At 56.0% G+C, this 25,326-nt stretch carries 29 protein-coding genes; 16 read left to right on the top strand and 13 right to left on the bottom strand.

Features of this window, described 5'->3' with window-relative positions; translation table 11 throughout:
- Window positions 1-38: 38 nt before the first annotated feature.
- Window positions 39-476, bottom strand: coding sequence for a hypothetical protein (locus tag DV532_RS29385; RefSeq protein WP_056797999.1), 438 nt, complete (start codon window positions 474-476; stop codon window positions 39-41).
- Window positions 477-632: 156 nt separating this feature from the next.
- Between DV532_RS29385 and DV532_RS29380 the strand changes: the two genes are divergently transcribed.
- The 4 genes from DV532_RS29380 (at window position 633) to DV532_RS29365 (ending at window position 3,636) form a co-directional block, all read left to right on the top strand.
- Window positions 633-1,223: a hypothetical protein gene (locus DV532_RS29380; RefSeq protein ID WP_056798002.1), complete on the top strand. Its 591-nt coding sequence runs from the start codon at window positions 633-635 to the stop codon at window positions 1,221-1,223.
- 68 nt (window positions 1,224-1,291) lie between these two features.
- On the top strand, window positions 1,292-2,431 hold the full coding sequence (locus tag DV532_RS29375) for a hypothetical protein (RefSeq protein ID WP_162949023.1): 1,140 nt from the start codon (window positions 1,292-1,294) through the stop codon (window positions 2,429-2,431).
- Complete coding sequence (locus DV532_RS29370; protein ID WP_120715518.1) at window positions 2,401-2,679, top strand: hypothetical protein; 279 nt, start codon at window positions 2,401-2,403, stop codon at window positions 2,677-2,679. Before DV532_RS29375 ends, DV532_RS29370 begins: the two co-directional genes overlap by 31 nt.
- A 153-nt stretch (window positions 2,680-2,832) precedes the next feature.
- Window positions 2,833-3,636 carry a hypothetical protein gene (locus tag DV532_RS29365; RefSeq protein WP_056798007.1) on the top strand — a complete coding sequence of 268 codons (804 nt, stop codon included), beginning with the start codon at window positions 2,833-2,835 and terminating at the stop codon, window positions 3,634-3,636.
- A gap of 40 nt (window positions 3,637-3,676) precedes the next feature.
- On the opposite strand, the gene DV532_RS29360 is transcribed toward DV532_RS29365, so the two are convergent.
- Entirely contained in the window at window positions 3,677-5,803 is a 2,127-nt protein-coding gene (locus tag DV532_RS29360; RefSeq protein ID WP_056798010.1) for an AAA family ATPase, read from the bottom strand.
- 57 nt (window positions 5,804-5,860) lie between these two features.
- A complete protein-coding gene (locus DV532_RS29355) occupies window positions 5,861-6,847 on the bottom strand; it encodes a hypothetical protein (protein ID WP_056798013.1) in 987 nt (328 codons plus the stop codon).
- Window positions 6,848-6,932: 85 nt separating this feature from the next.
- On the opposite strand from DV532_RS29355, the gene DV532_RS29350 reads away from it, so the two are divergent.
- Window positions 6,933-7,934 carry an HNH endonuclease signature motif containing protein gene (locus DV532_RS29350; RefSeq protein WP_056798016.1) on the top strand — a complete coding sequence of 334 codons (1,002 nt, stop codon included), beginning with the start codon at window positions 6,933-6,935 and terminating at the stop codon, window positions 7,932-7,934.
- Here the strand turns inward: DV532_RS29350 and DV532_RS29345 are convergent.
- Together DV532_RS29345 and DV532_RS29335 are read right to left on the bottom strand one after the other, a co-directional pair.
- Window positions 7,908-8,411: a hypothetical protein gene (locus DV532_RS29345; RefSeq protein WP_056798019.1), complete on the bottom strand. Its 504-nt coding sequence runs from the start codon at window positions 8,409-8,411 to the stop codon at window positions 7,908-7,910. The two genes, DV532_RS29350 and DV532_RS29345, sit on opposite strands and share 27 nt — an antisense overlap.
- A 367-nt stretch (window positions 8,412-8,778) precedes the next feature.
- Window positions 8,779-9,438 (bottom strand): hypothetical protein, encoded by a 660-nt coding sequence (locus DV532_RS29335; protein ID WP_056798024.1) that lies wholly within the window; start codon window positions 9,436-9,438, stop codon window positions 8,779-8,781.
- 103 nt (window positions 9,439-9,541) lie between these two features.
- Here DV532_RS29335 and DV532_RS29330 point away from each other — a divergent pair, with 103 nt between their 5' ends.
- The gene (locus DV532_RS29330; protein WP_056798027.1) at window positions 9,542-10,672 is read left to right on the top strand and encodes an RNA-guided endonuclease TnpB family protein; all 1,131 of its coding nucleotides are present in this window, start codon (window positions 9,542-9,544) and stop codon (window positions 10,670-10,672) included.
- 158 nt (window positions 10,673-10,830) lie between these two features.
- Here DV532_RS29330 and DV532_RS29325 read toward each other — a convergent pair whose 3' ends face one another.
- Window positions 10,831-12,393: an FMN-binding glutamate synthase family protein gene (locus tag DV532_RS29325; protein WP_056800071.1), complete on the bottom strand. Its 1,563-nt coding sequence runs from the start codon at window positions 12,391-12,393 to the stop codon at window positions 10,831-10,833.
- A gap of 170 nt (window positions 12,394-12,563) precedes the next feature.
- On the opposite strand from DV532_RS29325, the gene DV532_RS29320 reads away from it, so the two are divergent.
- Complete coding sequence (locus DV532_RS29320) at window positions 12,564-12,995, top strand: hypothetical protein (protein ID WP_056798031.1); 432 nt, start codon at window positions 12,564-12,566, stop codon at window positions 12,993-12,995.
- A gap of 316 nt (window positions 12,996-13,311) precedes the next feature.
- On the opposite strand, the gene DV532_RS29310 is transcribed toward DV532_RS29320, so the two are convergent.
- On the bottom strand, window positions 13,312-14,310 hold the full coding sequence (locus DV532_RS29310) for a hypothetical protein (RefSeq protein WP_056798037.1): 999 nt from the start codon (window positions 14,308-14,310) through the stop codon (window positions 13,312-13,314).
- The gene (locus DV532_RS29305) at window positions 14,303-14,644 is read right to left on the bottom strand and encodes a hypothetical protein (RefSeq protein WP_056798039.1); all 342 of its coding nucleotides are present in this window, start codon (window positions 14,642-14,644) and stop codon (window positions 14,303-14,305) included. The genes DV532_RS29310 and DV532_RS29305 overlap by 8 nt, the downstream gene beginning before the upstream one ends.
- A 155-nt stretch (window positions 14,645-14,799) precedes the next feature.
- On the opposite strand from DV532_RS29305, the gene DV532_RS29300 reads away from it, so the two are divergent.
- From DV532_RS29300 to DV532_RS29290, 3 genes are all read left to right on the top strand, one after another.
- Window positions 14,800-15,354 (top strand): hypothetical protein, encoded by a 555-nt coding sequence (locus DV532_RS29300; protein ID WP_056798042.1) that lies wholly within the window; start codon window positions 14,800-14,802, stop codon window positions 15,352-15,354.
- A gap of 151 nt (window positions 15,355-15,505) precedes the next feature.
- A complete protein-coding gene (locus DV532_RS29295) occupies window positions 15,506-17,254 on the top strand; it encodes a hypothetical protein (RefSeq protein ID WP_056798044.1) in 1,749 nt (582 codons plus the stop codon).
- Window positions 17,251-17,502, top strand: coding sequence for a hypothetical protein (locus tag DV532_RS29290; protein ID WP_056798047.1), 252 nt, complete (start codon window positions 17,251-17,253; stop codon window positions 17,500-17,502). The genes DV532_RS29295 and DV532_RS29290 overlap by 4 nt, the downstream gene beginning before the upstream one ends.
- A 6-nt stretch (window positions 17,503-17,508) precedes the next feature.
- Here DV532_RS29290 and DV532_RS29285 read toward each other — a convergent pair whose 3' ends face one another.
- Window positions 17,509-17,859: a hypothetical protein gene (locus tag DV532_RS29285; protein ID WP_056798050.1), complete on the bottom strand. Its 351-nt coding sequence runs from the start codon at window positions 17,857-17,859 to the stop codon at window positions 17,509-17,511.
- A 352-nt stretch (window positions 17,860-18,211) separates the two neighbouring features.
- Here DV532_RS29285 and DV532_RS29280 point away from each other — a divergent pair, with 352 nt between their 5' ends.
- The 4 genes from DV532_RS29280 to DV532_RS29260 all read left to right on the top strand — a co-directional run bounded on the left by DV532_RS29280 (window position 18,212) and on the right by DV532_RS29260 (window position 21,863).
- Window positions 18,212-18,670, top strand: a complete 459-nt coding sequence (locus tag DV532_RS29280) for a hypothetical protein (RefSeq protein WP_056798053.1) — start codon at window positions 18,212-18,214, stop codon at window positions 18,668-18,670.
- Between the two features lie 267 nt (window positions 18,671-18,937).
- On the top strand, window positions 18,938-19,405 hold the full coding sequence (locus tag DV532_RS29270; RefSeq protein WP_056798059.1) for a hypothetical protein: 468 nt from the start codon (window positions 18,938-18,940) through the stop codon (window positions 19,403-19,405).
- A gap of 11 nt (window positions 19,406-19,416) precedes the next feature.
- Entirely contained in the window at window positions 19,417-20,664 is a 1,248-nt protein-coding gene (umuC, locus tag DV532_RS29265) for a translesion error-prone DNA polymerase V subunit UmuC (RefSeq protein ID WP_306109958.1), read from the top strand.
- A gap of 125 nt (window positions 20,665-20,789) precedes the next feature.
- Entirely contained in the window at window positions 20,790-21,863 is a 1,074-nt protein-coding gene (locus DV532_RS29260) for a TerD family protein (protein ID WP_082476786.1), read from the top strand.
- Between the two features lie 11 nt (window positions 21,864-21,874).
- Here DV532_RS29260 and DV532_RS29255 read toward each other — a convergent pair whose 3' ends face one another.
- Together DV532_RS29255 and DV532_RS30620 are read right to left on the bottom strand one after the other, a co-directional pair.
- On the bottom strand, window positions 21,875-22,387 hold the full coding sequence (locus DV532_RS29255; RefSeq protein WP_120715517.1) for a hypothetical protein: 513 nt from the start codon (window positions 22,385-22,387) through the stop codon (window positions 21,875-21,877).
- Between the two features lie 243 nt (window positions 22,388-22,630).
- Window positions 22,631-22,897: a hypothetical protein gene (locus DV532_RS30620; RefSeq protein WP_156675885.1), complete on the bottom strand. Its 267-nt coding sequence runs from the start codon at window positions 22,895-22,897 to the stop codon at window positions 22,631-22,633.
- Between the two features lie 18 nt (window positions 22,898-22,915).
- On the opposite strand from DV532_RS30620, the gene DV532_RS29250 reads away from it, so the two are divergent.
- Window positions 22,916-23,179, top strand: a complete 264-nt coding sequence (locus tag DV532_RS29250) for a hypothetical protein (RefSeq protein WP_056798069.1) — start codon at window positions 22,916-22,918, stop codon at window positions 23,177-23,179.
- 5 nt (window positions 23,180-23,184) lie between these two features.
- On the opposite strand, the gene DV532_RS29245 is transcribed toward DV532_RS29250, so the two are convergent.
- Both DV532_RS29245 and DV532_RS29240 read right to left on the bottom strand, forming a co-directional pair.
- The gene (locus tag DV532_RS29245) at window positions 23,185-24,003 is read right to left on the bottom strand and encodes a hypothetical protein (protein ID WP_056798071.1); all 819 of its coding nucleotides are present in this window, start codon (window positions 24,001-24,003) and stop codon (window positions 23,185-23,187) included.
- 163 nt (window positions 24,004-24,166) lie between these two features.
- Window positions 24,167-24,511 (bottom strand): hypothetical protein, encoded by a 345-nt coding sequence (locus DV532_RS29240; protein WP_056798074.1) that lies wholly within the window; start codon window positions 24,509-24,511, stop codon window positions 24,167-24,169.
- 155 nt (window positions 24,512-24,666) lie between these two features.
- Between DV532_RS29240 and DV532_RS29235 the strand changes: the two genes are divergently transcribed.
- Window positions 24,667-25,311 carry an NUDIX hydrolase gene (locus tag DV532_RS29235; RefSeq protein WP_256659157.1) on the top strand — a complete coding sequence of 215 codons (645 nt, stop codon included), beginning with the start codon at window positions 24,667-24,669 and terminating at the stop codon, window positions 25,309-25,311.
- The last annotated feature ends 15 nt before the right edge of the window (window positions 25,312-25,326 follow it).

Raw genomic sequence — 25,326 nt, 5'->3', positions numbered from 1 at the left:
CGTGCTCAGATCACCCTCAGTATAGCCATGGGCAACGCTCAATTACACCCACTGAATGCGCGGCTGTCAAAATACTCACCATCCGAGAAATAGTATTTCCAGATGATCTGGCCGCCCGTGCGCAAGTAATATTGCTCGATCCCCTGGCTGACACCACAGGTCATTTGCTTGGCATATTGATCTAGGGTGGCGCTCAGCTCTCGCGCCTCAGCAGGGGTTTCGATGAGCTGTTCACGGGTTTGCGTGAGCAACACCGAGGCCACGGAAATGTCCTGCTGGATGTTAAAGTCAGTGAGGGTGATTGCAGGCGTCAGCTTCATCGGCAGGATCTTGGCGTAAAAATCCTTGAGAGTTTGGGTTACGCAACTGTTCGACGCCGCGCATTCCTTGCCGATGATGGCCGAGTCATCGGCATTCGCCGAAAGGCACGCCGCCATCGAGAGCGCGATGAGGGGCAACTTGAAATGCATCTTCATTTGTTCACACCGAAAATGTTTTTCGGATAATACCAATATTGAGTCGGCATAGCCACTCAAGCCGCATTCAAAGGGCGTCACGCTGCAGCATTGGCCTTCCTAGTCGAGGAGCTCCAATTCCATAATAAGGGGAGAAAACAACACAGGTAGGCGATCATGACCCCTGACGAACTGCTGCATAAAATCCATTCGGGTGAATACCGCCTGGCCTTTCACGGCACAGCCCAGCTCATTCATGCATTCACCGAACGGGGCGTGGGGAGAGGAGCGGATCGTAATTCCGCACTGGGCCTGTTTCTGTCTGAAATTCCAGACAGCGCTGCCGACTACGCCCAAATGGCTTACGAGGCGGGTGAGGGGGATGCTGCGCGGGTGTACGTGGTAGCCGTTCCTTGCGCCAAAGCTTATCAAACCACTGACTACGAACGTTTCTTTGGAGTTGATGGCGATCATGTACCCACCCGAACCTTTGCCGACTTCTCGGCCTGGCGTCGCCAGCTCTTGAATGATGGCTACGACCTGATCGAATTCGAAGGGGTTGGGGATGTCATCAACGTGTGCCTGGCGCCCCAGCGAGCCATTGTCGTGGCCTGCCTGGACTACGAACAAGCCATCGAGCTTGAGGGGGAGGGTGTTCAACTGTTTGACAGCGAATCGATTTATCGTCACTTGATCGAGTGCCTTCCCAACGAGCGCATCATGCCCCAAACTCCCAGGACTGCACCAAGCGAGGGTCTGCAACCATGAATATCTCCACCAAATTTCCTTCTGCCGCTGCCAAATACCTCAAGGGCAGTGGCTTTGTTGCCGAGCTGGTGGAGAAACACGCCGATGCACTGCTTGAGTTCAGGGTGGTGTCGGAGCTGGAGCTTGGCGCGCCAACGTTCCGCAGAACAAAGCGGGGCGAGGATCAGCTGGCGCCAGTGGCCGAGGTCTTCATCAAGGTGGCGTGCGCCTGGCCACCCGAGCCGCAGCTGTTCGGCGTCGACCTGGTTGGGCGTTTTGATGGGGTGCTCATCGAGTTGCTCGATCGTGACCAGTGGCGCAATAACTTCCATCAAGTGCCAGAATCCCACCGCACCGAGGCGCTGATTGTACATGGCATCAGAATCAGAGCCATTTCGCCCTCGCAGGTTGATCCCAAGGACATAACCGACTCCTTGATGCGCCAGGTGGTGGGCCTGTACCCAGACATCATCCTGGGGAGGGCCAACAGCAACGGCTTTTCCATCGCCCCCCTGGATATCCTGCTGAGCGCCTGCGGGATCCGAGGAGAATTGCTCAGCCAAATTGATGAGAGCTGCTATACCGAAGCACTGATCGACACTGCGATCAAAAGATCCCCCTTGGCGCTGAAAGGTCTGCCTGCGCGCTTCGTAACTGCAGAGCGCTGCCTGAGCATCGCCAAATTGCACGGCCACCTGGAGTACGTGCCACAATCGCTGATGACAGCGGAAATGGTTATCGCCGGGCTGAGTCGAAGCTCGAAAAACGACAGATTCGTGCCTGCTGAATTGCGGACTGAAGCGGTGTATTTGGAGGCCATACGCAACAACGCTGATGTGGTGAATGCGCTTCCATCTGAGCTGAAGACCTTGTCCTTCTATCGCCAGGCAATCGCTAGCAACCCGAAGACGCTTTACGAGTTGCGCCGAGAAGCGATCCCTGAAGAAATGATCATCGAGGCCGTGGATCGCAACGTTACGGTTGTCAGAAACCTGAGCAACAGCCAGCTGACGCCAGGGGTTGTTGAGTTCGTTGTGGAGAAAAGACCCGAGGCGCTCATGCTGCTCCCCGCCGAGAAGCGAACCCCCGAGCTGACCATCAAGGCGCTATTGGGCGGCTGGGCATTCGCCGCCCTCCTGCTCAAGCGTGAAAACTGCTCGCCAGAATTACTCCTCGACGCAGTGCGCCAGGACTACAAGTGCTGCCACTGTTGCCCAAGGAACTGGTAACCGAAGAACTGGAGCTGGAGGCCTTGCGCCAGAATGGCGCGCTGCTCAAGCTCGTGAACGCGGATTGCCGCACCTACGACCGCTGCCTGGCAGCGCTTACCCAAGGTGTGGATGCACTGCCCTTCATCCCGGACGACCTGCTGGAGTCCCAGGCTTTCCAGCGGGATGCGGCCAGGCAGAATGGACAGATTCACAAGCTTTGGGGCCATGTGTGTCGTGATGATGCAGGCACATCCCTGGGGCTTTAGGTCTGAGAAACCAAACCTTTTAATATCGAGCCATGGTTCGGCCAATTGCCGGCAGACCTGGCTCGATTTTGCGTGTCGCTGTCACCCATCTCTCAGGTAAGGGTTGATTTTGCGGTTGCCTATCAGCGGAGAATAGAAAAAAGAGTTTCTGCCATGCCTCAAGCATACCGCCTCCTCACCTACAACCTCGACCTCCTATGCGTTGAGTCCCCTGTTGCCAAAAACCCCGTGGACGTCACGATCGGCAGGGTGTTCAGTTATCCCGATGGCATTCTCCTGGCCCGCGATCCGAATGCCGAGCTCTCTCCTCGTGGCGATGCAAGCCTGCCCCAGGTTCGCCTGACGTTCGATTATCAGGTCAGTGACCTGTATACGAAAGGTCAGGAGGCCGAGGAAAGCTTTCTCCTGAGAAGCGCCACTCTAAGGGCAATCGAATTCGTCGACCCCGACGTCCAGCATCGATTTGGCCATCTACTGGCCCCGCACATCGCGCAGGAGCGTCGCACCGCCAGCCGAGGTGAATGCCTGCAGGATCTCAAGGGAAGACGCCTCTATGGCGTCATGCGGGCCATGGATGCCAGATCACGGCTTGCTCATGCGATGGACTATGTGTATTTGACTGACCCGGTCTCCCTGAAGTCGGTGGCGGCAGCGGTGGTGCGCTCCTACGAGACGGGTGACGCGCCCAGGAACAACCTGGAAAGGATGCTCGCCAAAACTCTTGAGCATGCTGTGACCACGGCGATCTACGAGGAGCTGCCCCAGCACGTCACTGCGGCCATGGCACCGAGCGCCCATCTCTTCCGGGCGACAAACGAAGGCGAGTACTTCTATGACGCTCCCCGGCCCCTGAAAATGAAGCCTCTGATCTGTGTGAGTCAGCATGGCGAAGTGTCTTTGCCGGCACCTGAGGCAAAGGTCGACCACGAAGCGTTGGGAGGCGTGCCAGCGCGCTGACAAGCGCTCTCTGGCGTTGCTTTGCAGCGATCTTCGCCCTCTAGGCCCGGAGGTGTTTTCTCATATTTGCGGCGGAGAGGCTCAGCTGGGCGCTGGGCAGCAGCCCTTCGTCGTCGACGCTGTCCACGATGGCATCTTCAATCATGGTGCCAAGGCTGCGCATGTTGCCCCCGTTGTTCAGGTAATCCAGCACCAGGCGGCAGCAGAGATCATCCGGCGTGGACAGTCGCGAGGATTCGATATCCAGCCGCTTCAGCGCCTCGGCAATGATATCGTCCACAAAGCGACGCTCGCGGTAGTGCTTGATGGGCTCGACGTTGAAAATCGTCAGGCGCGTCAGCAGGAAGCTGTCCAGGTTGTTGATGTGGTTGGCGGTGAAGAACCAGTTGAGCTTGGACAGATCCATCGTCTCGTTTGTAAAGGCGTCCACAAATTCGGCAGACTCATCGGCATCCAGCAGCTGCAGTAGAACGGCTACCGGATCAAGACCATTATTCCCTGTCATTTTCAATTGTGAGAGCTCATTGAACACGACCATGCTGTTGGCAACAGTGGTCTTTCGCAAATGCTTGCTCACACGGCCTGGCTGACCTGTTCCCCAAGTGGATTGCAGGCCCGCCAATGCAGAGCCGCAGGTAATTTGACTTGCGTGAATGTCCAGCGCCGGGAGCCCGAGGGCTTCCTTCAGGGCCTTGAGGTAGAAGGTTTTGCCAATCCCCGAAGGGCCCTTGATCAGAATTGGCCCAGTATGGAACGGCTTGTTCAGTTTGATGGCAAACACCAGCTTGCGCCGCAGGTAATCGTTGACCTCCTTGAAGTGTGGGAATCTCAGGTTGAGTTCATCCAACATCTCAAGGTGTTTGGCTGTGCCGTGCAGCAGGTAGGTTTGCACCGGCTCGGACGGCTTATCGACATCGCGTACCTCGCAAGGGAGGTTCATCATCTTGAAGGGGTGGCGAAGATTGTCATTGGCACTCAAGCCTATCAGCTGGTTGAACCCTGCTTGAAACGCCTGGTATTCCTCGGGCATTGACGTTGTTGGGGCAAGCAAGGCATTGATGATCTGCTTGTCTTCCACGCCTGCCAGAAGGTGCCTGGCCCACAGGTAGTCAACACAACCATGGAAGGTTGTTTCAGGCGAGATGAAGTCAGCGGCAGTGATCATCATCATGGCTTCTTTGACGATGGCGTACACATGCTGGGTTTTGAGTAGGGGGATGAGGAAGAGCTCCCGTCTGGCTTGCATCACCCCCTTGACCATCGTAGTCTCTAGTAGCCCAACCCGCGCCTGATCAATTGTTGCTGGAGCGTGGAGCAAAGAGGTAATTGCCCGCTCAATCCGGGCATCTCGATCTTCCAGGAGTTCTGGGTAGAGCTGGAAGCACAGGCGAGAGACCCAGGCCTGAATGAAAATGGCAAGCACCGTGTGGTCGACAGCCTTGGGAATGGCCTGCACATCCAGATACAGGTTTGGATTGTCCTGGCAGAAGTGAACCCAGTGTTTTTTCGGTAAATCTGCCTTCGCTGCCCCCAGGAAGATGTTCAAAATGTTCGGGGATGGCGTTTTCATTGGCCATGGATGGGGTTTTACTTCCTCCCAATACCTGGCGACCGTAATCATGGCCTGCAGGAAACGGTCAAGCCTAAACCTCATCGTGTGAAAATTTATGGCCTGCGGGAAGTGATGGGCAGCGTGCACCACCGTATCAGCAATGTCAGCCCTCAGGTTGAATTGAGCGACTGCAGCCCGAACCTGAGAAGGACTGAGGTGCGCGACCCCGTTTCCAACGATGTCGTCTTCGAGCATGATGGACGGTGTGATTCCCAGTGTGGCACACAGCGCAAGCCATAACGCATGACTGGGCTCCTCAGCTGGAAGATCGCCAGCATCTTCATCCAGGGCACCATCAAAGACGAACCCATCGTCGATTGATCCAAGCGATTCTTCGAGGGTCTCGTCAAACACAGCCCCGCTATCAGGAGCATTCAAAGCGATCACCTCCGATCGAAACGCCACTGCTGGTGTCCTGAACCCACGTACAGGCGGAAGGGCTTTGATCGGGGCGGAGCCGACGCTTTTTCGCGGTAGCGAAAGCTGCTCTGAATCGACCAAGGCTTGTTGGCCAACAGTTTTGAAACGAGGCGGGAGCGGCGGCAACTCGGACATGGTTAGGATCCTCCTTTAGCGATCCTACCAAGCCTTGTCACAATGTCAATATATGCGTTAATCGACCTTGGTGGATTTTTGCGTTTGCCGCACGTAAGTGTTGAAAGTGCTGGCAGCAAAAAAACCAACGTCCGTTGCGTAGGGCATCAACTCATGCCGTTCGCACCAATCCTTTTCAGCCTGGAGGTTCAGACTGAATAATGCGTCGACGGAGTTCGTGCTCGCGCAGACGAACATTTCAAGCCATTTGTTCTTGTTCAGCAGGTTCCCCACACAGGTGATGTGGTGTTCCTGGTCGTCACTGAGGACGTGGCATTCGCCCCACATGACGATTACCCGCTCCCATTCGGCCAGGTCGGCGAGCGTGGCCACGCGCTTCTTGATCTCCATGGCCTCCTCATCATCTTGGTCGCCAGGCTCGGTAACCAATGAAAAAATGAACACCGGGATTGCCCTGCCCGCGTTATCGGCTGCGTAAAAGCTGACGTCATACGGGGTATGGTGGGGCACGAAGGTCGAAACATCAATGCGCCAGCCCATGGCCTGGGCAAAATCGAGGTAGCGCTTGGGATCGACTTGGCGGTGCAGGCTTGCGCTGGCTTCCATAAGCTCGAACAGCTCGCCAAGCTCTTCGTCCATGTCGCCGACAGGGTCAGTGATCTCCTTCAGCAAGTCTGGCAATGTGGTACGCATTTTTGAGCACTTGTCATTGATCGTCTCCAGCTTGAGAACGCTCATGGTTTCCAGAAAGCTCTCCAGAAAATGGTCGCAGAGCCGGCACTGGCGCCTGAGCACTCTTTGCTGCCTGACGTTGATTTGCTCCAGCGATTTTGCACTCATGGAGCGAAGCTGATCAGCGGTCAGCACACAAAACGGCGTGGACGTCGATTGGTCGCTAACGGCATTGGCCAATTCCTCCCAATCATGGAACCCGCAGATCTGGGCCAGAAGCTGAGCGGTTTCCATTGGTGTGATTTCCAGGAAGGCCCAGGCCTGATTGATCCAATTGAACGCGGCAGTATGCGAGTGGGGGATGAGCTTCATGGGGCACCTTCTTGGAAAGGTTGTGGTTGCGTAGCCAGCCTCAAGTGTAGAATACCGACCTCAATTGGCTAGTGAGGCTGTGCTGATGCATACAGAGCTGAAGGAACTGCTCAGGCCCAAGACGTTGAGCAGGGTCTACGACACCGTGGCTGCGGTGGGCATCAGCGTACAGGCCTGGCATAACGTCTCCCCCAAGATTACGCCGCCCGCCAATCCAAAATTCTGTTACCGCTGGGCGTTCGAAGGTGGCTCAAAAGTTCTGCTGTTCTTGTGGTTCGCGGAGCTTACCTTCACGGACTCCGGGGTTGAATACCTCGGGAATGCTCGGCAAGCCAGGAATCGGTGGGAGGAGCGGGCCAACGATGCAAGGGACGCCTCGGTCAAGCAGCGGCTGAACAAATGGCGGGACAGCGCCGAGGAAATGGACAATATCCTCAAGCTTTGCAAATGGGAGGGGCGAGAGGTGCGTATTGCCCTGGTGGATACCAAGCAGCGCGTGTTTGACGAAGACAATCGAGCCTCGGCAGATTACCGCGCCCTCGATCCGGAGCCTTGGCACCTGGTGCATTACGAGATGCAGGATGGAAGCTTCCATGTGCGAAGAGGCCCAGCCCCTATCGTCGCTGTCACAGCCGACTCACCTGCCGAAGATGTGACGGCACTGCACGCTGATCACGACCCGGTCGAGCCGTCGATGCCGCAGATCACCCCGTTTGGCTATGGGGTCGGAGTCGTCGATCAATTTGTGGGTGCCGAGCAGCCGCTGCAAAAAATCGTCCAGGGACTGGCGTGGGAGCGATCGGCGGTGGTGCGCCAGCGGGTGCTTGCCCGCTCGGGCGGTTTCTGCGAGTACTGCGCGGAGCGGGGATTTCTCAAGGCAAATGGTGACATCTACCTGGAGACGCACCATATTGTCGCGTTGTGCGAAGGGGGTGCAGATACCGAGGCCAACGTCATCGCCCTGTGCCCCAATCACCACCGCGAGGCGCATTATGGGGCCCGCTGCGCGCAATTGAAGGCGGCACTCCAGCTGATCATCACTGAAAAACTAGCCGCCATATCAGGCTCCGCCGTTGCCAGTGTTTGAGGCGTTTGCAATCCGCCAGGTGGCGTAGGCACGTTCAAGTGCTTGTGCGTCGCTGAGCGCGTTGTGGGCGCTATGGGAAGGCATCAGTCGCAGCACCTCGGCGGCAGCGTTAGGGCCAATCCAGGCTTCGAGGGGCTTGAGATCCAATTGGGCTTCCACACCGGCAGCCTCAAAAAGCATGTCGAGCCAGAAGGCATCCACCGGGTTGCTGGAGCAAAGCGCTTTGCCGTGGTACCGTTGATTGAGCCTGATTGCCAGCTCATGCGGTGCAGTCCCCTCTGCCATCAGTTGTTCGCTGGTGATCCTGTGCATATCCTGGGCATCGTAAGACCAGTACGTCCAGTACGGCATGGGCTGGATAAGCGCGGTGAAATGCCAGGTGCAATCGCAGATGGCCACGGCAATAGGATAGCTCTCCGGATGGATTCCAGAGGCCCCGAAGTCAATGAAATGCACGGGCTGTGGTGTTGGCATCATTACTCCCTCCATCCTGGTGAACCGCGCTGAGTGGTCAGGTTACTGCCGGCAGCATGATTGACAGGCGTTCAGTTCTCAAGGAAATTGAATATTAAATCTACGACGAGAAGCGTGATGAGCTGCTATTGCGAATGCCCCCAGTGCGGTGGCAATGATGAGATGGCCATGTGCGAGAATGGCTACCTGCGCGCCCAGATCGCGGCAGGAAAGTCTGCGAAGGTGGGCGACTTTCTGCTGTGGCTCTCGGCTTCCGTGTTTTTGGTGTGTGTCCTGTTTACGAACTTGGGCCTCATGGTCGAGACGATCAAGTCGTTGACCACGGACTCCTTCTGAGTCGCCGAAGTCCTGGCCAGGGGACTTCAACTCCTCAGATCGAGGGATCGCCGGGCAGCCAGATATTCCTGGCAGACGGTTGTTTCAAATTTTCGATGGCCAGCTCACGCTGTTGTTTCGGCGACGGGAAATCACGCTGATCAAGCGGAATGTCGGCGGCCCTGACTCGATCGTAGCTGTCGATGATTTTCGGGTTGAAAATCACCCCCCAAAACTCATCGCGGCCTCGGGCGCGTTCATAGGCCCAATCGATGCCCTGACCGGCGTAGAATTCCGCCAATGCTTCACCCTTGCTACCCAGGGCAAGGTTGCCGTTCACACACATCACCAGCAGCGTCTCGGCATGGACATGGTGCGTATCGTTCCCCAGCAGAACCCGGCTGTCTAGCTGGACTCTGTTGGCTCTGACCAGCAGGCGCTCCAGAACCTCTTCCTGCTTGGACTTGGCGATCACGGTGATGACGAAATCCATGGCATCGGAGAGGGATAGCGCGGTGTCCTGGAGGGCCAGGCGTGGGGTCATGACAATCCGTCGCACACCGCCACCCTGTTTGGCGTACTCGGCTGCCGTATCAAACCAGGTCGTCACGTGCAGGCCGGGCCCATTCCCATCGCGGCCCTTTTTGGGGCCGTGGATGCGAGGTTCACCTTCCCAGCGGCGGGAACCATGCCAAAAGTTGTATGTGATGCTCATCAAAATAGCTCCGAGAAACCCCTACCTTCAGGTGGGGGAGGAAAGGAGCGCGGCTTAGCCGCACGGCCTGTACATATATACAGATTAATGGCATCCTCTGCTCATGAGCAAACGCGCCTACAAATTCAGGTTTTATCCTACCAAAGAGCAGAAGCTGCTGATGGAGAAAACCTTCGGCTGCGTGCGCTTCGTCTACAACCACATCCTGGACTTTCGCTCCAAGGCCTACGCTGACGACAAGGTGAGAATTGGCTTTAAAGAGGCCAATGCAGCACTCACCCTGTTGAAGAAAGATCCTGAAAGGGCCTGGCTCAACGAGGTGTCGTGCGTACCGCTGCAGCAGGTGCTGCGCCATCAGCAAACGGCCTTTATCAATTTTTTCGAAAAGCGGGCGGGCTACCCCTCGTTCAAGAAAAAGCACCATCGGCAGTCAGCTGAATTTACTCGCAGCGCTTTCAAGTATGTCGGTGGCCAGCTATTCCTGGCCAAGAGCAAGGTTCCGCTGGACGTGCGTTGGAGCCGCGATTTGCCCAGTGATCCTTCAACGGTGACTGTTTCCAGGGATTGGGCAGGGCGCTATTTCGTTTCGTGCCTTTGTGAGTTTACCCCTGAAAAGCTCCCGGTCTCACCAGTTATGGTGGGCATCGACCTGGGCCTCACCAACCTCTTCACGCGCTGCAACGGGGAGAGGGAACCCAACCCTAGGCATACCGCGAAGTACGGTGCCAGGCTTGCCCTGTTGCAGCGGAGGCTGTCAAAAAAGAAGCTGGGCTCAGCCAATCGCCTCAAGGCCAAGCGTAAAGTCGCCAGGCTGCATGCAAAAATTTCAGACTCTCGCCAGGACAACCTTCACCAGGTGTCGCGCAGATTGATCAACGAAAACCAAGTGATCTGCGTCGAGTCACTGAAAGTGAAAAACATGGTCAAGAACCGCCGCCTGGCCAAGGCTATCAGCGATGCCGGCTGGGGTGAGCTGGTGCGCCAGCTCGACTACAAGGGGGAATGGGCTGGGCGTGAGGTGGTTAAGATCGACCAATGGTACCCGAGCAGCAAAACCTGTTCAGGCTGTGGCTATGTGCTGGAAAAACTCGCGCTCTCCGTTCGCAGCTGGACATGCCCAGTCTGCGGGGAAGAGCACAACCGCGACACCAATGCTGCAAAGAATATAAGAGCCGTGGGACTCACGGTGCTAGCCTGTGGAGAGCGTGTAAGACCAATGGCTAAAGTAGCCTGAGGCAGTGTTCCGTGAAGCAGGAATCCCCTTCCTTCCCGCCTATAGCGGCGATCGAAGATCGAGGTGGGGGAGGACGTCAACAGGGCTTTATTCTTTTGGGAATGCACTATTAACCCAGGGTGACGGCTGCGCAACACAGCCGTCAACACCACGCGGGATCAGAACGTGTCATGCCTGGCGCTGGCCCACAACTCACGATACTCCGTGTTCATGGAGTGGCCATTGAGTAGCTCTCCATGATGCAGGAACGGATAGAGGGCGGCATAGGTTACGATTTTGCTGTCCGAGACGCGCTTTTGAATGCGTTCGGCGGTCAACTCGTCACTGGAATCGATGCCCGCCGCTCCCAGGATCTCGGCCACGGACTGCAGCGTATTGCGCTGGAAGTTGGTGACCCGGTGGCTTCTGTCCTCCACATCCAGTGCTTTCTGCCGAATAGGATCTTGCGTGGCGATCCCGGTTGGGCAGCGATTGGAGCCACAGCTCTGGGCCTGAATGCAGCCAAGGCTGAACATGAAGCCGCGTGCAACGTTGAAGTAGTCGGCCCCCAAGGCGAGCAGGCGCACGATGTCAAAGCCGCTGATGATCTTGCCGCTGCAGCCCAGCTTGATCCGTTCGCGGATACCCGCGCCGCGCAGCAGATTGTGCATCAGGATCAGGCCATCACGCAGGGGCATACCCATGTTGTCGGAGAACTCTTCCGGCGCCGCGCCCGTACCACCTTCCGAGCCGTCGATGACTATGAAATCAGGGAAGATTTGAGCGTGCAACATCGCCTTGATCAGTGCGGCAGCTTCGATCGGACGACCGATGCACAGTTTGAACCCAACCGGCTTGCCACCTGACAGCTCACGCATCTGGCCAATAAATTCCATCATGCCAAGTGGCCCGCTAAAGGCACTGTGGGACGCCGGAGACACACAGTCGACACCGACTGGCACACCCCTGGCGGCTGCGATTTCCGGACTGACCTTGTGAGACGGTAGAATGCCGCCATGCCCCGGTTTCGCCCCTTGGCTGAGCTTAAGGAGGAGGGCTTTCACCTGGGGCTTGGTGGCATTGACCCTGAACAGCTCAGGGCTGAACGTGCCGTCTTCGTTCCGGCAGCCGAAGTAACCACTGCCGATTTCCCAGATGATGTCGCTGCCTTCAGCCTCGTGGTGGCGGGAAAGACCGCCTTCACCCGTGTCCAGGGCAAATCCCCCGCGCCTGGCGCCCCTGCCGAGCGCCCGGATGGCATTGGCGGAAAGGCTGCCAAAGGACATGGCACTGATGTTCATGAGGGAGGCTGAGTAGGGTTGAGTACACTCGGGGCCACCCAGGGTAATGCGCAGTTTTGTAGGGTCAACCGAAACCGGCGTGATCGAATGGCTGATGAACTCGTGATCCGAGCCGTACAGGTTGTCCAGGGTGCCGAAGGCTTTGTCGGCGGCAATGTTGCGAGCTCTGCGGTAGACCATGCTGCGCTGCGAACGAGAGAATGGCACCTTCTCATGGTCACCTTCAAAAAAGTACTGCCGTATTGCTGGTCTTAAATCTTCAAGCAGATACCGCATGTTCCCGATGATGGGGTAGTTGTGCCTCACCGCATGGGTCTTTTGGGACAAGTCGAGAATCCCAACGATAACTAGGATCAGCCAGGGCGCAATCGCCCAAGGGGTGATGAGGTCATGGAGGGCGGCATAAGTGGTGAGGATCAGGAGGAGGGTACACACGATCATCGCCCATGGCGAAGGATGGCATTGAACACGGCGAAAATCCTTGGATAATTGGAATTCGGCACGGCAATAATTCGTATCGGGAAAATGCAGTCGGAGTGAAAATTATTGCTGGTGCATAAAATCAATATAAGGCAAAATCGACGTTCTTTGAAGGCTGTGGACGCGACATTATGATTGAGAAAAATGACTACCGAGCCCTCCGCCAGCAAGCGGTACGCGAAGCCTATTGGGCCAACACGCCTAGTGAATCTTCAGACCTCTGGCCAGTCTCCGATGCGTTGAGTGAAGTGCTGGGGCAAGGCGATGTTTCCAGTGAACAGATCAAGGCCGTTATCCTGATCCTGCCGGACAAGATCTTTGCCCAGGCGATGACATGGGGCTTTTGTGACACAGAGGTGCGGGATCAAGTGCATGAGTTTATCGCTGCCAACCAGGAGCAGGTCATCTCTGCGACAGCCTCCGGCCAGGCAGTCGAAAAGCAAGCCACCCCTGCCGGCAAGACCATTCAGTGCTGGAGTTGCCGAAAGTCCCTGACACTGGCGCAGCGAGGCGAAGCCGATGGCCATTGCCCGCATTGCAGGGTCGAGATTGATCTTGATTGATCCAATGACGATACCGCCGTGCAGGCGGTTTCGGCATTGCTGTGTTTAGAATGCATGCCTGGCCAATGTCTGTTTACGCAGTTCGAGCTGCTCCGCCGTCACGAAGCGGCCCCGGAACAGGTTGAGGTTACCCCGGCTATAGCGACGAATCAGACTGACAGTGAGTTTCGCATCCAGCCCTCTGGCCTGAGCAGAGGGGATTTCGACCAAGCTGGGGAACAAAGCCGGGAGAATCTTTTTCTAGCGCATCCTGCAGAATTCCTTGTGTCGAATCATGCCCCAGTTAGCCTGGAGCAGGGCTAAAACCACGATGCGCTCAACGACCCAATTCCTGGTCGTGTTTTTTGCTCGAATCCTTTGAGTAAACCGAAAAATTCTTGTTGCTAGTTTTGAGGCCACCACCGCCAAAAGCCGCATTCAGGTCAATTTTTTCAATAACCGTGCCGGTGGTGGCTTCCTGACCCAGGCTTTCAGCAGCCGCCAGCATTTGACTGGTCTTTGCCTGGTAATCAGCGGCCAGCTGCTCCTTCACTTCACTAAATTGTTCAAACCAGGGCTCTGGCGTACCACCGGCTGCCACAACCTGCTGCTCAATGTCATAGCGAATCTGAACCTCTTCGCTCAATTCTTCGCCCTGGCTGACACTGCCCACGGCCATGTCGTACATGCGTTTCTGATCGAAGGCCTTTCTGTCCTCAGGCCAGGATTGGCGGTTTTTGCGATCCTCCATCCGGATTTCCTGCGTGAATTGATCCTTGACGCTGGCAACCCGTTCCTCCACTTCCTCCATCTTGACCTTCACGGCCCGTTCTTGAGACTCCTGAACGTAAACGTAGCTGTCATGCACCTGACTGATGACCATCAGGCCGGCATAGACCGGAGCAGCAACCGAAACCCCCACAGCCGTGCCGACCAAGCCTGCGACGTGCTTGCCGTTCAATGATGATTCAGTCCCGGCCCCAGCTGCTGATCCCGCTGCAGCCTGGGCACCCATACTCAGCACTTCAGTTTGAGGAGACATGACAATTTTCCCCAGCGTTGCGGCCACCTTGGTGCTGCGATCAAGCACGCCGTCGCCTTCCTCGATGCCCACAACGCTGTAGGCAACTGTAGAGGCCGCTTCCGAGGCGCTTTCCTTCTTGATGGGTTCAGCCGCCTGGGTGTCGAGGCTGACGCCTCCCAGCGCACAGGTGAAGGCCGCCGCCAGCGCCAGGCCACAGGCTTTACCCTTAGGCCCGGAGGTCTGAATCGCGGTGCTGGTGACACCCAGGCTTTCAAGCAGCCTTGATTTCCAGGGTTTTTGGGTCTCACTCATGTCCTTGCTCCTTGTAGACGTCGGCGGTAGCATTCGCCAGGCAGTCGATTTGTTCTTCTTGTTGGCTGGCTGGATCGACAGCGATGATAGGCAGTTTTTTCTGCGCCGCGTCCTTGCACATCTGTGAGACCCCCTCAATGATCACGGAGCCCTTTGGGCCGCTCAGGCGAATGTCGTCGCCTTCAAGCAGATAGTAAGCAGCCTGAATCGCCAGATCGCCCCCTTCGGCCAGTGAATCGGCACTTACGATCAGGCAAACAGCCTTGTTGTCATCGTTCAAACCAAGTCCGATGGCGTGGCTGCCGGTTTTGATCGTTTTCAATGGGCTGTTCATCAAATCTTTCCATGATTGGTAGGGGATTTGCTTCATTTTAGAGAATGCCTGGGAGCGAAGTCAAAACGCGACCTGCGTTTGTCAGGAAAAACTGCATTTCGAATTACCTATAAATTGAGTTGTGATATCGTGAGCAGTATCTTTGGAGGATTCAGATGCTTGCCAATCGAGTAAACCCCCAGCCCACCCCCTGGGAATGCCAGCAAAATTCAGCCATGGAATTTGATGCAGACGCGTTTGATCACGCGGTGCAGTTCATGCGGCGGTTTTCGAAAGCAGCGCCTGAAATCATCTCCAGGCCCAACCCTCAAAACGCCTTGCGTGCACCCATGCAGGCACACTACGAGTCAGAAGCCGGCTTCGCGTTGACTTCCGGGCTGGCCTCACTCGCCCCCTCCGCGATCGTGATGGTGCTTGAAGATGAATTGGGCATGCCTCACCACAGTTGCTTGCGACATCCCACCCAGGATCTGATGCTGGATGCCTCTGGGCTGCATGCACAACAGCAACTGCTTGATTACTGGTACATCAAGCTGGCAAAGCCAGCATTTACATTGTCGCTCAGGGTGGCATCGGCAAATGAAATCTGGCTCTATGGATGTTTTGATGACAAACGCCCTGAGGCTGTTATCAGTGATTTCGGGCGCCTCGTGCGCCAGGACTCAGTGCTGATAAGACCGCCGCACCGACCACCTCTTGTTGACGTCTAGCGCCTGACAGGGCGACAGCATCACGCTTCGACCCTCAACAAGCCAAGCATGTCGGCTAACCGATTATCGTGTATATTGTTGGAAATTTCACAGGTATGACCGCCTTGATCTTCCGGTTGCGAGTGGTCATCCCTAAAACAAGAAGACAGCCATGTCCAAGAATCGATTGCAGCCTCCTTCCAACCACGTTTTGAATTTCCGGGACGTGACGAAAGATCAGAACCCCTTTTTTCTCACCGATGATGATCTGATGGCGTCTGCGCTGGTCATTGGTGGAAGCTTTCACGATCGCGCCTCACTGGTAATTGCGCCCATCCTTGATCGATTGATGCAACTGGGGCATTCCGGGCTTCTGCTGGATTCCAGTTTGGCAAGTGTGAGTCGCTTGGTGGAGCGGCACAAGCAAAAGCTGGTGTTCATCGGTGTGTCTGATCAGGTACACCCGGTCAACCTGCTTGATGCGATCTCCCCCGAGGGCCTGCGGTCAATGCTTGGCAGCGTCATCGGCATGGAAGGGCTTGGGGGCGTCAATGATGCGATGCTGGTGTATGGCTACCTCAAGGAGTCGATGCGCGTCGCCCCAACGCTGGCAGACCTCTATGAAGCCTTGGCCAACCCTTCCCAGACAGTGGCAGCGATTGATCGGTACCTGCAGCATCAGGCGGCCACCCTCCCAGGCTTCATGGTCACTGAGGTTGCGATCAACCTCGCCGATCCGCAGGGCTTGTTGAATGTCCACGGGTCGTCTTACTCGGATAGGGTGGCGCAAGCGCCCGTCAACCGGCTGCTGCCCATCCTGAACGCCCTTCGCCCGTTCTGGGTGGATAGCCGGATCCGCAACAAGCTCTGTGCAGGTGGAAAGCCGTTGCCCCTGAAGCAGCTGGTTGTGGATCGCCAGAAGACCATTTGCCTGGATATGCCCAGCACCTTGTTCGGAGATGCATCAGGGCTGGTGGCGCAAGCCCTGACTGAGGCTTATCGGCAAATGGTGGCGGGACTGACTCCGGCTGAACACGCCGCAGCCCCCGGAGGCTCCAAATGGAAAAGCTTTTTCGTTGCTGATGAGGGTGCCGAGTACCTTCGGAAAGAGGATCTGGTCTGGTTTTCCGGCAGTCGATCCGGCGCGGCGATCAATGTGATGGGTTCCAGCTCCCTGAGCGCCCTGCAGCACAAACTCGGAGAGTCACAGTCCAAAGCCCTGCTCGGACAAATTCGCACGAAGATCGTGCTGCCCACGGACGATGAGGCAAGCCTTGCACTGGTACGAGCACACGAGCTTGATCCTCAGCGGCTGCTGGATCAAACCTCGGTGGCCACTTGCTTCATCCACAAAGCGGCTTACCCGGCGATCAATGGGGAATTCAACCTGGAACCCTCAGAGTTGTCTGCCGTGGCTATTCCGAGCCTCTATGCAGCGAGCGACATGCGATGGGTCAATGAGCGATTCAAGGCGGCGACCCAAGGCTGGTATGTGATCGGGCCACAGGACGAAATTGCCACGAAGGCCTTCCTGCAGGAAGTTCATAGCCGGCTGCCAAAGGGCGTCCAGAACCCGGACTTGCTGCTTTCGTGTGTCAAGGTGCTGCCCCTGGAGGGGCCGCCTGGGCTTGAGTCACTCAGGCTAGCGCTTACAAAAGCGTTCTCCAGCGCCATGGACATCAGGCACCTGATCTTTGCCGCAGGCACGAAGGACAGTGCATTCTGCAACGCGCTGAACAGCCCGGAATTGGTCAAAACCGTGCAAGCGCTGCTGAAGCATGATCACCTGGCAGGGCTGCATTTGGCCATCGGCCATCCCCAGGCCAACCTGCTGTTGCAGGGCAGCGCCAGCAAGAAAACGACGATCGTAGAACTGGCTTCGCAGGTAGCGCTGGCCATCACCCATGGAGCAGCGCAATGACACCCAAAACCGTACCTGGCTTTGATGCCGGCAAGATCAGCAATCCGCTCGATCTGATCAATCGACACATGCAGGCGCCGGCAGAAGAGGTCGCAACCGATTATGTGGCCGACATGGTCTTTGAGATCGCAGCATCGGGGCTCTCAGACGGCGAGAAGATTGAGCGCATCAAGTCTGCGCTCAACGAGTACCGGGTTACATTGCTTCGGTATGTTGCCCAAAGCAACATTGGCTTGGGCCAGGGGTAAGTCCCCTCATTGATTGCGAGGCGGTCGCCGCTTCGCCTCGATATCTTCGAGGGTTTCCGGACGCCTGGCGACCCACCCGATTGGCACATCTTCACCTTGCTTCAGGTTGGAGTAGGCTTCTATACAGTCGCTCAGGTGCAAGTAGCAGTAGCGACGTTGGAAGGCTGTCATCGGAGTGATGCCAATGCAGATCGCATATGTGGTTAGCAGCCCCTGAATCCCGACGTAGGTGCCATCGGGGAGAACCTTGGCCGCCAAGAAACGATAGTCGGGCCCTTGCAGTTCCTGGGTAAACGCATCTTGCTGTGCTGCGGGCCGTAGGATTTCGCTGAGTTCTGAAGGCTTTGGCAAGGACATGGCGGGTCGGTCGTGGAGTGAAGGCCCAAAGGATACCCTCGCCATGGTCAAGCGACAACAACCTCGCCGGCCTGGGTTTGGCAAGCCAGACGGTGACACCTTTGGTCTCGGCGAGGGCGCTTCTCGCGATCTTTCCGCTGAAGGGTGCGACAACCCTCTGCAACGGGTCAGTACGAGAGTTCGAACATCCCTAGCCACCGCAAAAGGGTTGATTCAGTTAGCGGCTATCGCCGCTAGATTAAATGCGCCCTCAAACGAATACGAGTTAAACGTAAATTGACTCTGGAAATACTGCCATGCAAAATGCAATGAGAATAGGCCAGTCTGCCTGAACACTGCCCGGAGCTTTGCCGTGAAGCCATTACTGAAAGAGGATGTGCTTGAAGCAATTCTTGCTGATCGTAGCCTGGTGGCGGCCATCGAGCGCTACGACCCGCGTGCAGAGCCTGTTGTGCTGCGTGCAACGCCTCGAAAACAGGCCAAAGGGCAAAGCTGGGCTTCGCACGCGATTTTGGTGAAAAGCGATGAGAATATTCTCTTCCGTTATCAGGTGATAGGCTGCCATCAAAACCTGGGTGGGAAGGCAGGCTCCAACACATTCGACTACTGGTCGATCGGCTTTGCCAGTCTGGATGCCGCTGCCGAGGCATTCTGTGATGTGCAGAATTTCAACACGGAGTATTTGGCCGAAGTGAAGTTTGATGTTCATAACGGTATTTTCAAATACGTCCCTAATCCAGGTCGACTTGACTTTGAGCGCGCCGTGTCCGTAACGAAACCTCGTGAAGTGATAGCGCTGGGTTGCTCTTGAACTTATGACCCCGGCCAAAACTTCAAGTTGGGCATGCTGTGCCAATCAAACTTTTTCTGACGCCTGATAAACCACAAAATTAACTTAGCTGGGAGCAAGTTGTTCACTGAAAGTGACTGCACTGCTTCATCATTTGCAACTCCTGGCATAACCCCTTTCGGCGTTTTGTCGCTCAACAACTCGACGTTCCTTTCCTTTTGCCCAATCAAGGCCGCCCGCCTGGGCGCCACCTGGCAGTCTTGACAGATCACCTCGAAGGCTGGATAAATGTACAGCCTTTTCAGTCAGATCAAGCTCATGAGCGAAGCCTTCAGCACCCCCGGAAAACGGATAGATCACCTCGAACGTCTCGCTCCAAAGCTGCAGGTTACAGGCTTTGCGTCACCGGCTGCCGACTATGAATGTCCCAAGCTGTCCCTGGATGAGCTGACCGCCATTGGCGCTCCGCACATCTTCGCCTGGCGCCTGCAGAGCGAAGCGCTGGCGGGCCTTGGTCTGCATGCCAAGGACATGTTGATCCTCAATCGCAAGTCAGAACTGTCTGATGGGCGTATCGCCATCGTGGCAGTGGATGGCCGGCACCGGATCTGTCTCGCCGAGGGCAAACCTGGCGCCTTCAAGTTGTATATTGTGGACAAACGAGGACGCCGTGCACAGTTGGAACACTCCGAAACCATTGAACTTTGGGGTGTTGTCGATTTTGTGCTCAGGGATATTCGACACAGGGTGCTATGAAACGGTTTGCGTTGATTGACGTCAACTCGTTTTATGTCTCTTGCGAGTTGTTATTCAGGCCGGACTTGCAAGGGCAGGCCGCTGTTGTCTTGTCGAACAACGATGGCTGTATAATTGCGCGAAACGCTCAAGCCAAGAAACTAGGCCTTAAGATGGGGGAGCCATACTTCCAGCGTCGCGCATTTCTTGAACATCACAATGTGCATGTGTTTTCAAGCAACTATGCCTTGTATGCCGATATGTCTGCCAGGGTCATGCAGGTCATCCATGGAGAAGTGTGCGACGCGGAAGTTTACAGTATCGATGAAAGCTGGGCTGATCTGGATGGCATATCGGGGTCGCTAGAGGTGTTTGGGCGACACCTGAAGCAGAAGGTTTACCGGGAGGTCGGGCTTCCCGTTGGCATCGGCATCTCTACGACCAAAACGCTGGCCAAGCTGGCGCAGTGGGCCTCCAAGACATGGCCCGCCACCGGAGGTGTGGTGGATCTCACTGATCCAGAACGCCAGGAAAAGCTGATGCGCCTGGCACCGATCGGTGAGATATGGGGCATTGGCCGCCAGCTTGGCGCCCAGCTGGACTTGATGAACATCGACACGGCCTGGCAGTTGGCCCACTACGATCACAAATCCCTGCGCAAAATGTTCAACGTCAACGTCGAGCGCACGGCCAGAGAGCTCAGCGGTGAAGCGTGTCTTAAGTTGCACCACAGCCCCCCGCCGCGCCAGGAAATCATGAAGTCATGCATGTTTGGTCGGCGCATCCAGTCGCTCGATGAGCTGCGCCAAGCCGCCGCTAGCTACGCCACGGGTGCTGCGGAAAAGCTTCGGGGCCAGCGATCCCTGTGCCAGCGTATTGGCGTATCCCTTCAGACAGGCATGCATGAGTCCCCCTCCAGGCGCTACTACAACGCGACAGAAGTGTCGTTGAGCAATCCTTCGGACGACACACGGTTGTTGATCAGGGCTGCCCTGGGTGGCCTGGAGAGGATCTTTCGACCAGGATTCAACTATGCCAAATGCTCGGTCAGATTGAGCGATCTGCATCAACGCGGGGAATTCACCCCGGATTTGTTTGCCGAGCCGCAAAGCGAGTCCTGTGACAAGCTGGGCGCCGTGATGGATCTGATTAATCTGCGGTATGGGAAACAGGCCATACACTCGGCTCGCCTGAAGCGGGATCCGTCCTGGTCGATGCGCAGGGATTTATTGTCACCGGCCTATACCACGGCGTGGGGTGCGTTACCGATCTGTGAGTGATTTAACGTGGGCGTTGGCGCGGCATTTCAAATTAAGTCAACCGCTTGTTGCTGCTGACATTCTTCAAAATTTATACTGGAATTACGACGGTTCTAAGCAGCTCTTCGACGGGATCCAGCCTAAAAATGAAAATCGAATGGAAATCACCTACGGTCAGCCCGGCTGGATTGCTTGGCAAAGAGATGAGTGTCGGTGAGGTGACCCTGTCGCTGGCCATTGAGGCGAACCTTGATGTAGACCTGGCTTGCTACCTTCTCAATGAAGATGGCCAGATCGAAGACCAAGAGGATGTTATCTACTACGGCAATACCGGTTCCTATAGCCGTGGTCTTAAGCTGGTGAATGATGCCATAGTCGATCTGTCGTTCGACGCCGAAAGCAACATCATTTTGAGTGTCGATAAACTATCCAATTATGCCTCAAAGTTGCTGTTTGTCGCGTCGCCTTATAAAAATAGCGGCGGCTTGACGCATGTGGGTAGCTACGAGTTAATCGTCCATCGCAAGGGGCAGATCATTCACCATGCCAAATTCGACCTTTCGCCTGTTCGCGATGAAAATATCGTTGTGCTGGGGTTGTTTGACCTTCAGAACATGAGTTTCAACACCCCAGGCATTCCTCTTGCGGGCGATTTTGGGACATTAACCGAATTGCTTGAGCGTCCCAGGAACCCCATGTGCCATGTGCTGGCATCCTGGCCAAACCTGCTGTCTCCGGATGGGGTTGGGATGCAGGCATCGTTCAGCGAAGCCGTTCTTCAAGTGGCCTGGGGTTGTGACAGCCAGAAAATGCAGCATCTTCGTAGCGTTCCGACGTCACTGTGCTCAGAAACCCTGAAACAGTGCGCCTTGGCGTGGCGCTACGCTGACATCACACCGCTGAAAAACGAGCTGATCCAGGAACTGATTGGGCGGGGAGCGGATTGGGTTGCAACTCTTGAGACAGGGAGCCCCGTCGAAAACGACCCTGTTAGCGTGGTCAGTGCGCTGATTGGTGACATTGGCCTTGAATATCAAAAGCACTGGGCGGTTGCGTTGCTGAATACGCTCGATCAGCCATTCCTGATGCCCTACGTCATTCAGGCAACTTCAGCAGAGAATGACGTTTTGTATGAGCACCATGGTCGTCCACGGTGGTTGTTGGATTACACGTCCGAGGCAAACTGGGATAACCAGCTATCGATCGACATGGGGCTGTAGTAAGAAACCTGCTAGATTCCGAGATCAAGCCCAAGCAACTCAGACCTTTCAGTTTCCGTTGCCAGTGCTCTGCATTCCTGCCAACCCGTGGCGGCGTACAGCCTAGTTATTTTCCTGTGCTTTTTTGCCATGGAGAGGATCACTTCTTTTCGCTCATTCGTGACTGATTGTGCGATGCTGGGCAGGATATTCATCGCCTTGCTGCGAATGGCTGCAGGCTCTGGCCTGGTGATGAGCAGGAGGTAGACGGCGCGGTCAGACAGGTGCTTGCTGATGTTGATGATCCAGTCTGGATCGTTTGGTGGGTTTTCCTCCCAGATGCTGGAGACAGCTGCCGTACGGGTTCTCAGGTTTTCAAGGAGAAGGATCAACTGGCCAAGTGCGGTCTTCCCCGCTTGCTGGTCAAATGGGTATTCGGCGTTATCATCGTGGCGGCTCGCCGCTGACTTGATGAGTTGTCCTTTCTGCATAACCCCCGAGGCGAGGTGCCGCCTGTCCAATGAAGTTTTATTCAGAAACTTCAAGACCGCATCCAGTCAAGTACTCCCTTTGCCCACTGACTAATCTTGTCCGATAGATATTTGCTGTCGTCCAGGTTGAGCGTCTTGCCGGGCCTGACTCTTAGGGCGATCGTGGTCATTGAGTTCTCCTGAGGTGACTCAGCCTGTGCAGTAATTTCCTTCCACCAGTTTATGGCCGCTGCAGCATGCTTCTCAACTACTGCCTTGGCATGGATGTGTCCAGGCGATTGCAGTCTATTTGGTGCATCAGGGTTTTTGCCGCATCAGCGAATGAGAGGGGGTGCTGGCCCGCGAAACCTGGCTTTTGAGAATCGGACGCAGGCCCTCGAATAGCCATGGCGCATTTGTCAGCGATGATTGGCCAGCGATCAGGATGATCGGCATTTTCTGCTTATGCATGGTCGCGATCTTGGATAGACGTGTTCCAGCAGTATAAAGCGTATTGGCGCAGTATTTAGAAACACCGAGGTCGTAGCTTTTTTGACGAAGGCAGCCTTGATCGCTACAATCCATGGCTTGACAGGGGGCTCAATGAATAAGTCAGTACTGAAATTGCAACTGCTCAGGAAAGTGATCAGGCTTCAACAGCTGAACCTGTTCATTCTGTCGGTTTGTGCAGTAATGTGGCTGACCCACATCATCCAGAGCATGCTGTATACCCCCATGCCCTGGATTGTGGCGCCTTTCCCCGTCCTGATCGCATGCTCCCTGCTGTGCCGGCGCAGGATCAACATCCTGAAAGATCGCTGCGCACAGATCGACGAACACTCGACAGACGCCGTACTGCCCGCCTAGCCCGTCTACTTCAGAGACAGCGTCAGGCCATTAAAGGTGGCCGGTAACCTGCCGATCATCTTGGGTTCCCGATCACCAGGGAAGCCCGCACTGAAGGCGACCTTTTCGCTGAGGGTGTGTGCACCCAGACCGATCACCAGGCGCAGCATTGCCTTTTGAATCTGCATGTCGTGCTCTGACAGGTCGCTAACATCCTGATAGTTGGGGTAGCGCTTGATTTGTTCGCGGCTCTCTACATCCATCTCGACACCCAAAAGCTCGGGGATATGCCGCGTACTGATGTGGGTGCGCGCATAGGCCGCTGGCCCGATCGGATCGCGGTAGGCGATGCTGATGGAGACGTCGTCAGGCGGCGAGTCTTCCAGCCTGATGAAGATGCCTTTCTGCTGATTGGCAAGCCGGGCGAATGGACTGGTAATGAGTTCCTGCGTTTGATGGTAGGGAATGCAGGTGACCAGAAAGCTGGGGATCCGGAGGCCGTCGATCTTGTATCCGCTAGGGATGCTGATCATGAAACTCTGGAAGGGGAGTCGGAATGCATCTGCCGAGCGCTTATCGAAGGGCGTAGTGTGCAATGCATCCAGTAGCGCGGTGCTGGCCGGGAAAACAATATTGGCCCCCGTTCGAAGCCAGAAATATTCCTCGGCATAGATGTGTATCGACAGCGTCTTTGAAAATTGTGGCGCCCGCCTGAAAAGCTCTTCCAGTACCGCTCCCCGCGAAGCGTCCTTGTCCAGGGACGTTCCAAGCAGTTGCCGCACCTGCTTGATCTCGGCGTCCATCATTGAGGTATAGATTTCGTACTGAGGCTTCTTGGCTTGCATGGCAGACATCATGGCTGATGAAAAGGGGCATAGTAGGGCGTCAGACAGGCATTGTCACCCCAACCCCAACATCCCCGTCATCGTGAGGAGGCATGCCTGACGACAGGTGCGCCAGCAGCAAAACCTTGCCGTCAATGATTCCTCCGGCATTCAAAAGCCAGCCCTACAGACCGGGTGACGCCTCGCTTTCAAGCTGCCGGACAGGTTTTTTCCGGCTCAGCGCCAGGTTGTCCACGGCCAGGTGGTGCAAGTGGTCACACGAGTTCATGAAGGCCTGCGGCTCATAGGTGCCGGCAACGGTGACGCGTCTGCCGGCAGCCAGTGTTGCCAAGATGGCGCTGGCGCTTTCGGGCGTTGCGCGATAGGCGCAGCGGATCAGGTTGACCATGTCGAATGCTTCACTGTCAATCACTTTGGCCGCGCCAATGAAAACAATGCGGCTAAACCCTTCGTGCTCGTGCAGTTCGGGTTGACTGGTGAGCTTGAGCTCAAGATTGTTGACGTACATGACCCATGATCCTCAGTTGCGAAAGCCTGCAGCACTGCTTTCAGCATGGGCTGGAGATCCGGGCGAATCAATGCAGGCGGAGTACAAATGTACTCCTGGCCGACCAAAGGGCAGCCGGGGGTAGACTGGCTGCCAAGGTCGCTGCGAGGGCGCGGGTGAAACCCTTCTTTGACGCGATGTGGTGCGGTGGTCAGCCTTCAATATATGGATTATACGTGGTACGATTTCTGGACTTTCGTACAGGAGAAATTGCCGTGCCCCAATCCCTGATGCGCCGGATGCTTGCCGATTATTTACAGGCCAACCCAGAGACCGAAAATGCCCATGTTCTTCGGGATTTGATCAAAGGAACTGGTGACCTCTTTGCCCGAGGGCAGTCACTCGCGCATGTCACCGCCTCGGGCTGGATTCTGAGCAAGGGGCGGTCGAATGTCCTGCTGATCGAGCACGGCATTTACAAGTTCTTCGTCGCCCCAGGCGGCCACGTGGATCCCGGTGAAACCGCACTTGAGGCAGCCTTGCGAGAGGTGCTGGAAGAGGTCGGCCTGGGTGAACTGGTCGTGCTGGATCGCAAGATCTTCGACCTCGATATTCACAAGATCCCCGCCAGCGAAAAGAAAGGCGAGCCTGAGCATTGGCACATCGACGTTCGCTTTGCGTTCTGGAATGCCAAGGGCCAGGACGTCAGCATCAACAAAAATGAGTGCCTGTCGGCCAAATGGATGGCGGTCAATGATCTGCTGTACAGCCAGGACGCGTCGCTCAAGCGCATGGCCCAGAAGAGCTTGCAGCTGTTCTGATCCTGCGTGGCATGG

Source organism: Pseudomonas sp. Leaf58, from assembly GCF_003627215.1.
Classification (GTDB): domain Bacteria; phylum Pseudomonadota; class Gammaproteobacteria; order Pseudomonadales; family Pseudomonadaceae; genus Aquipseudomonas.
Note: the sequence above shows the minus strand (reverse complement) of the source record. Positions and strands in the feature narration are given on the sequence as shown.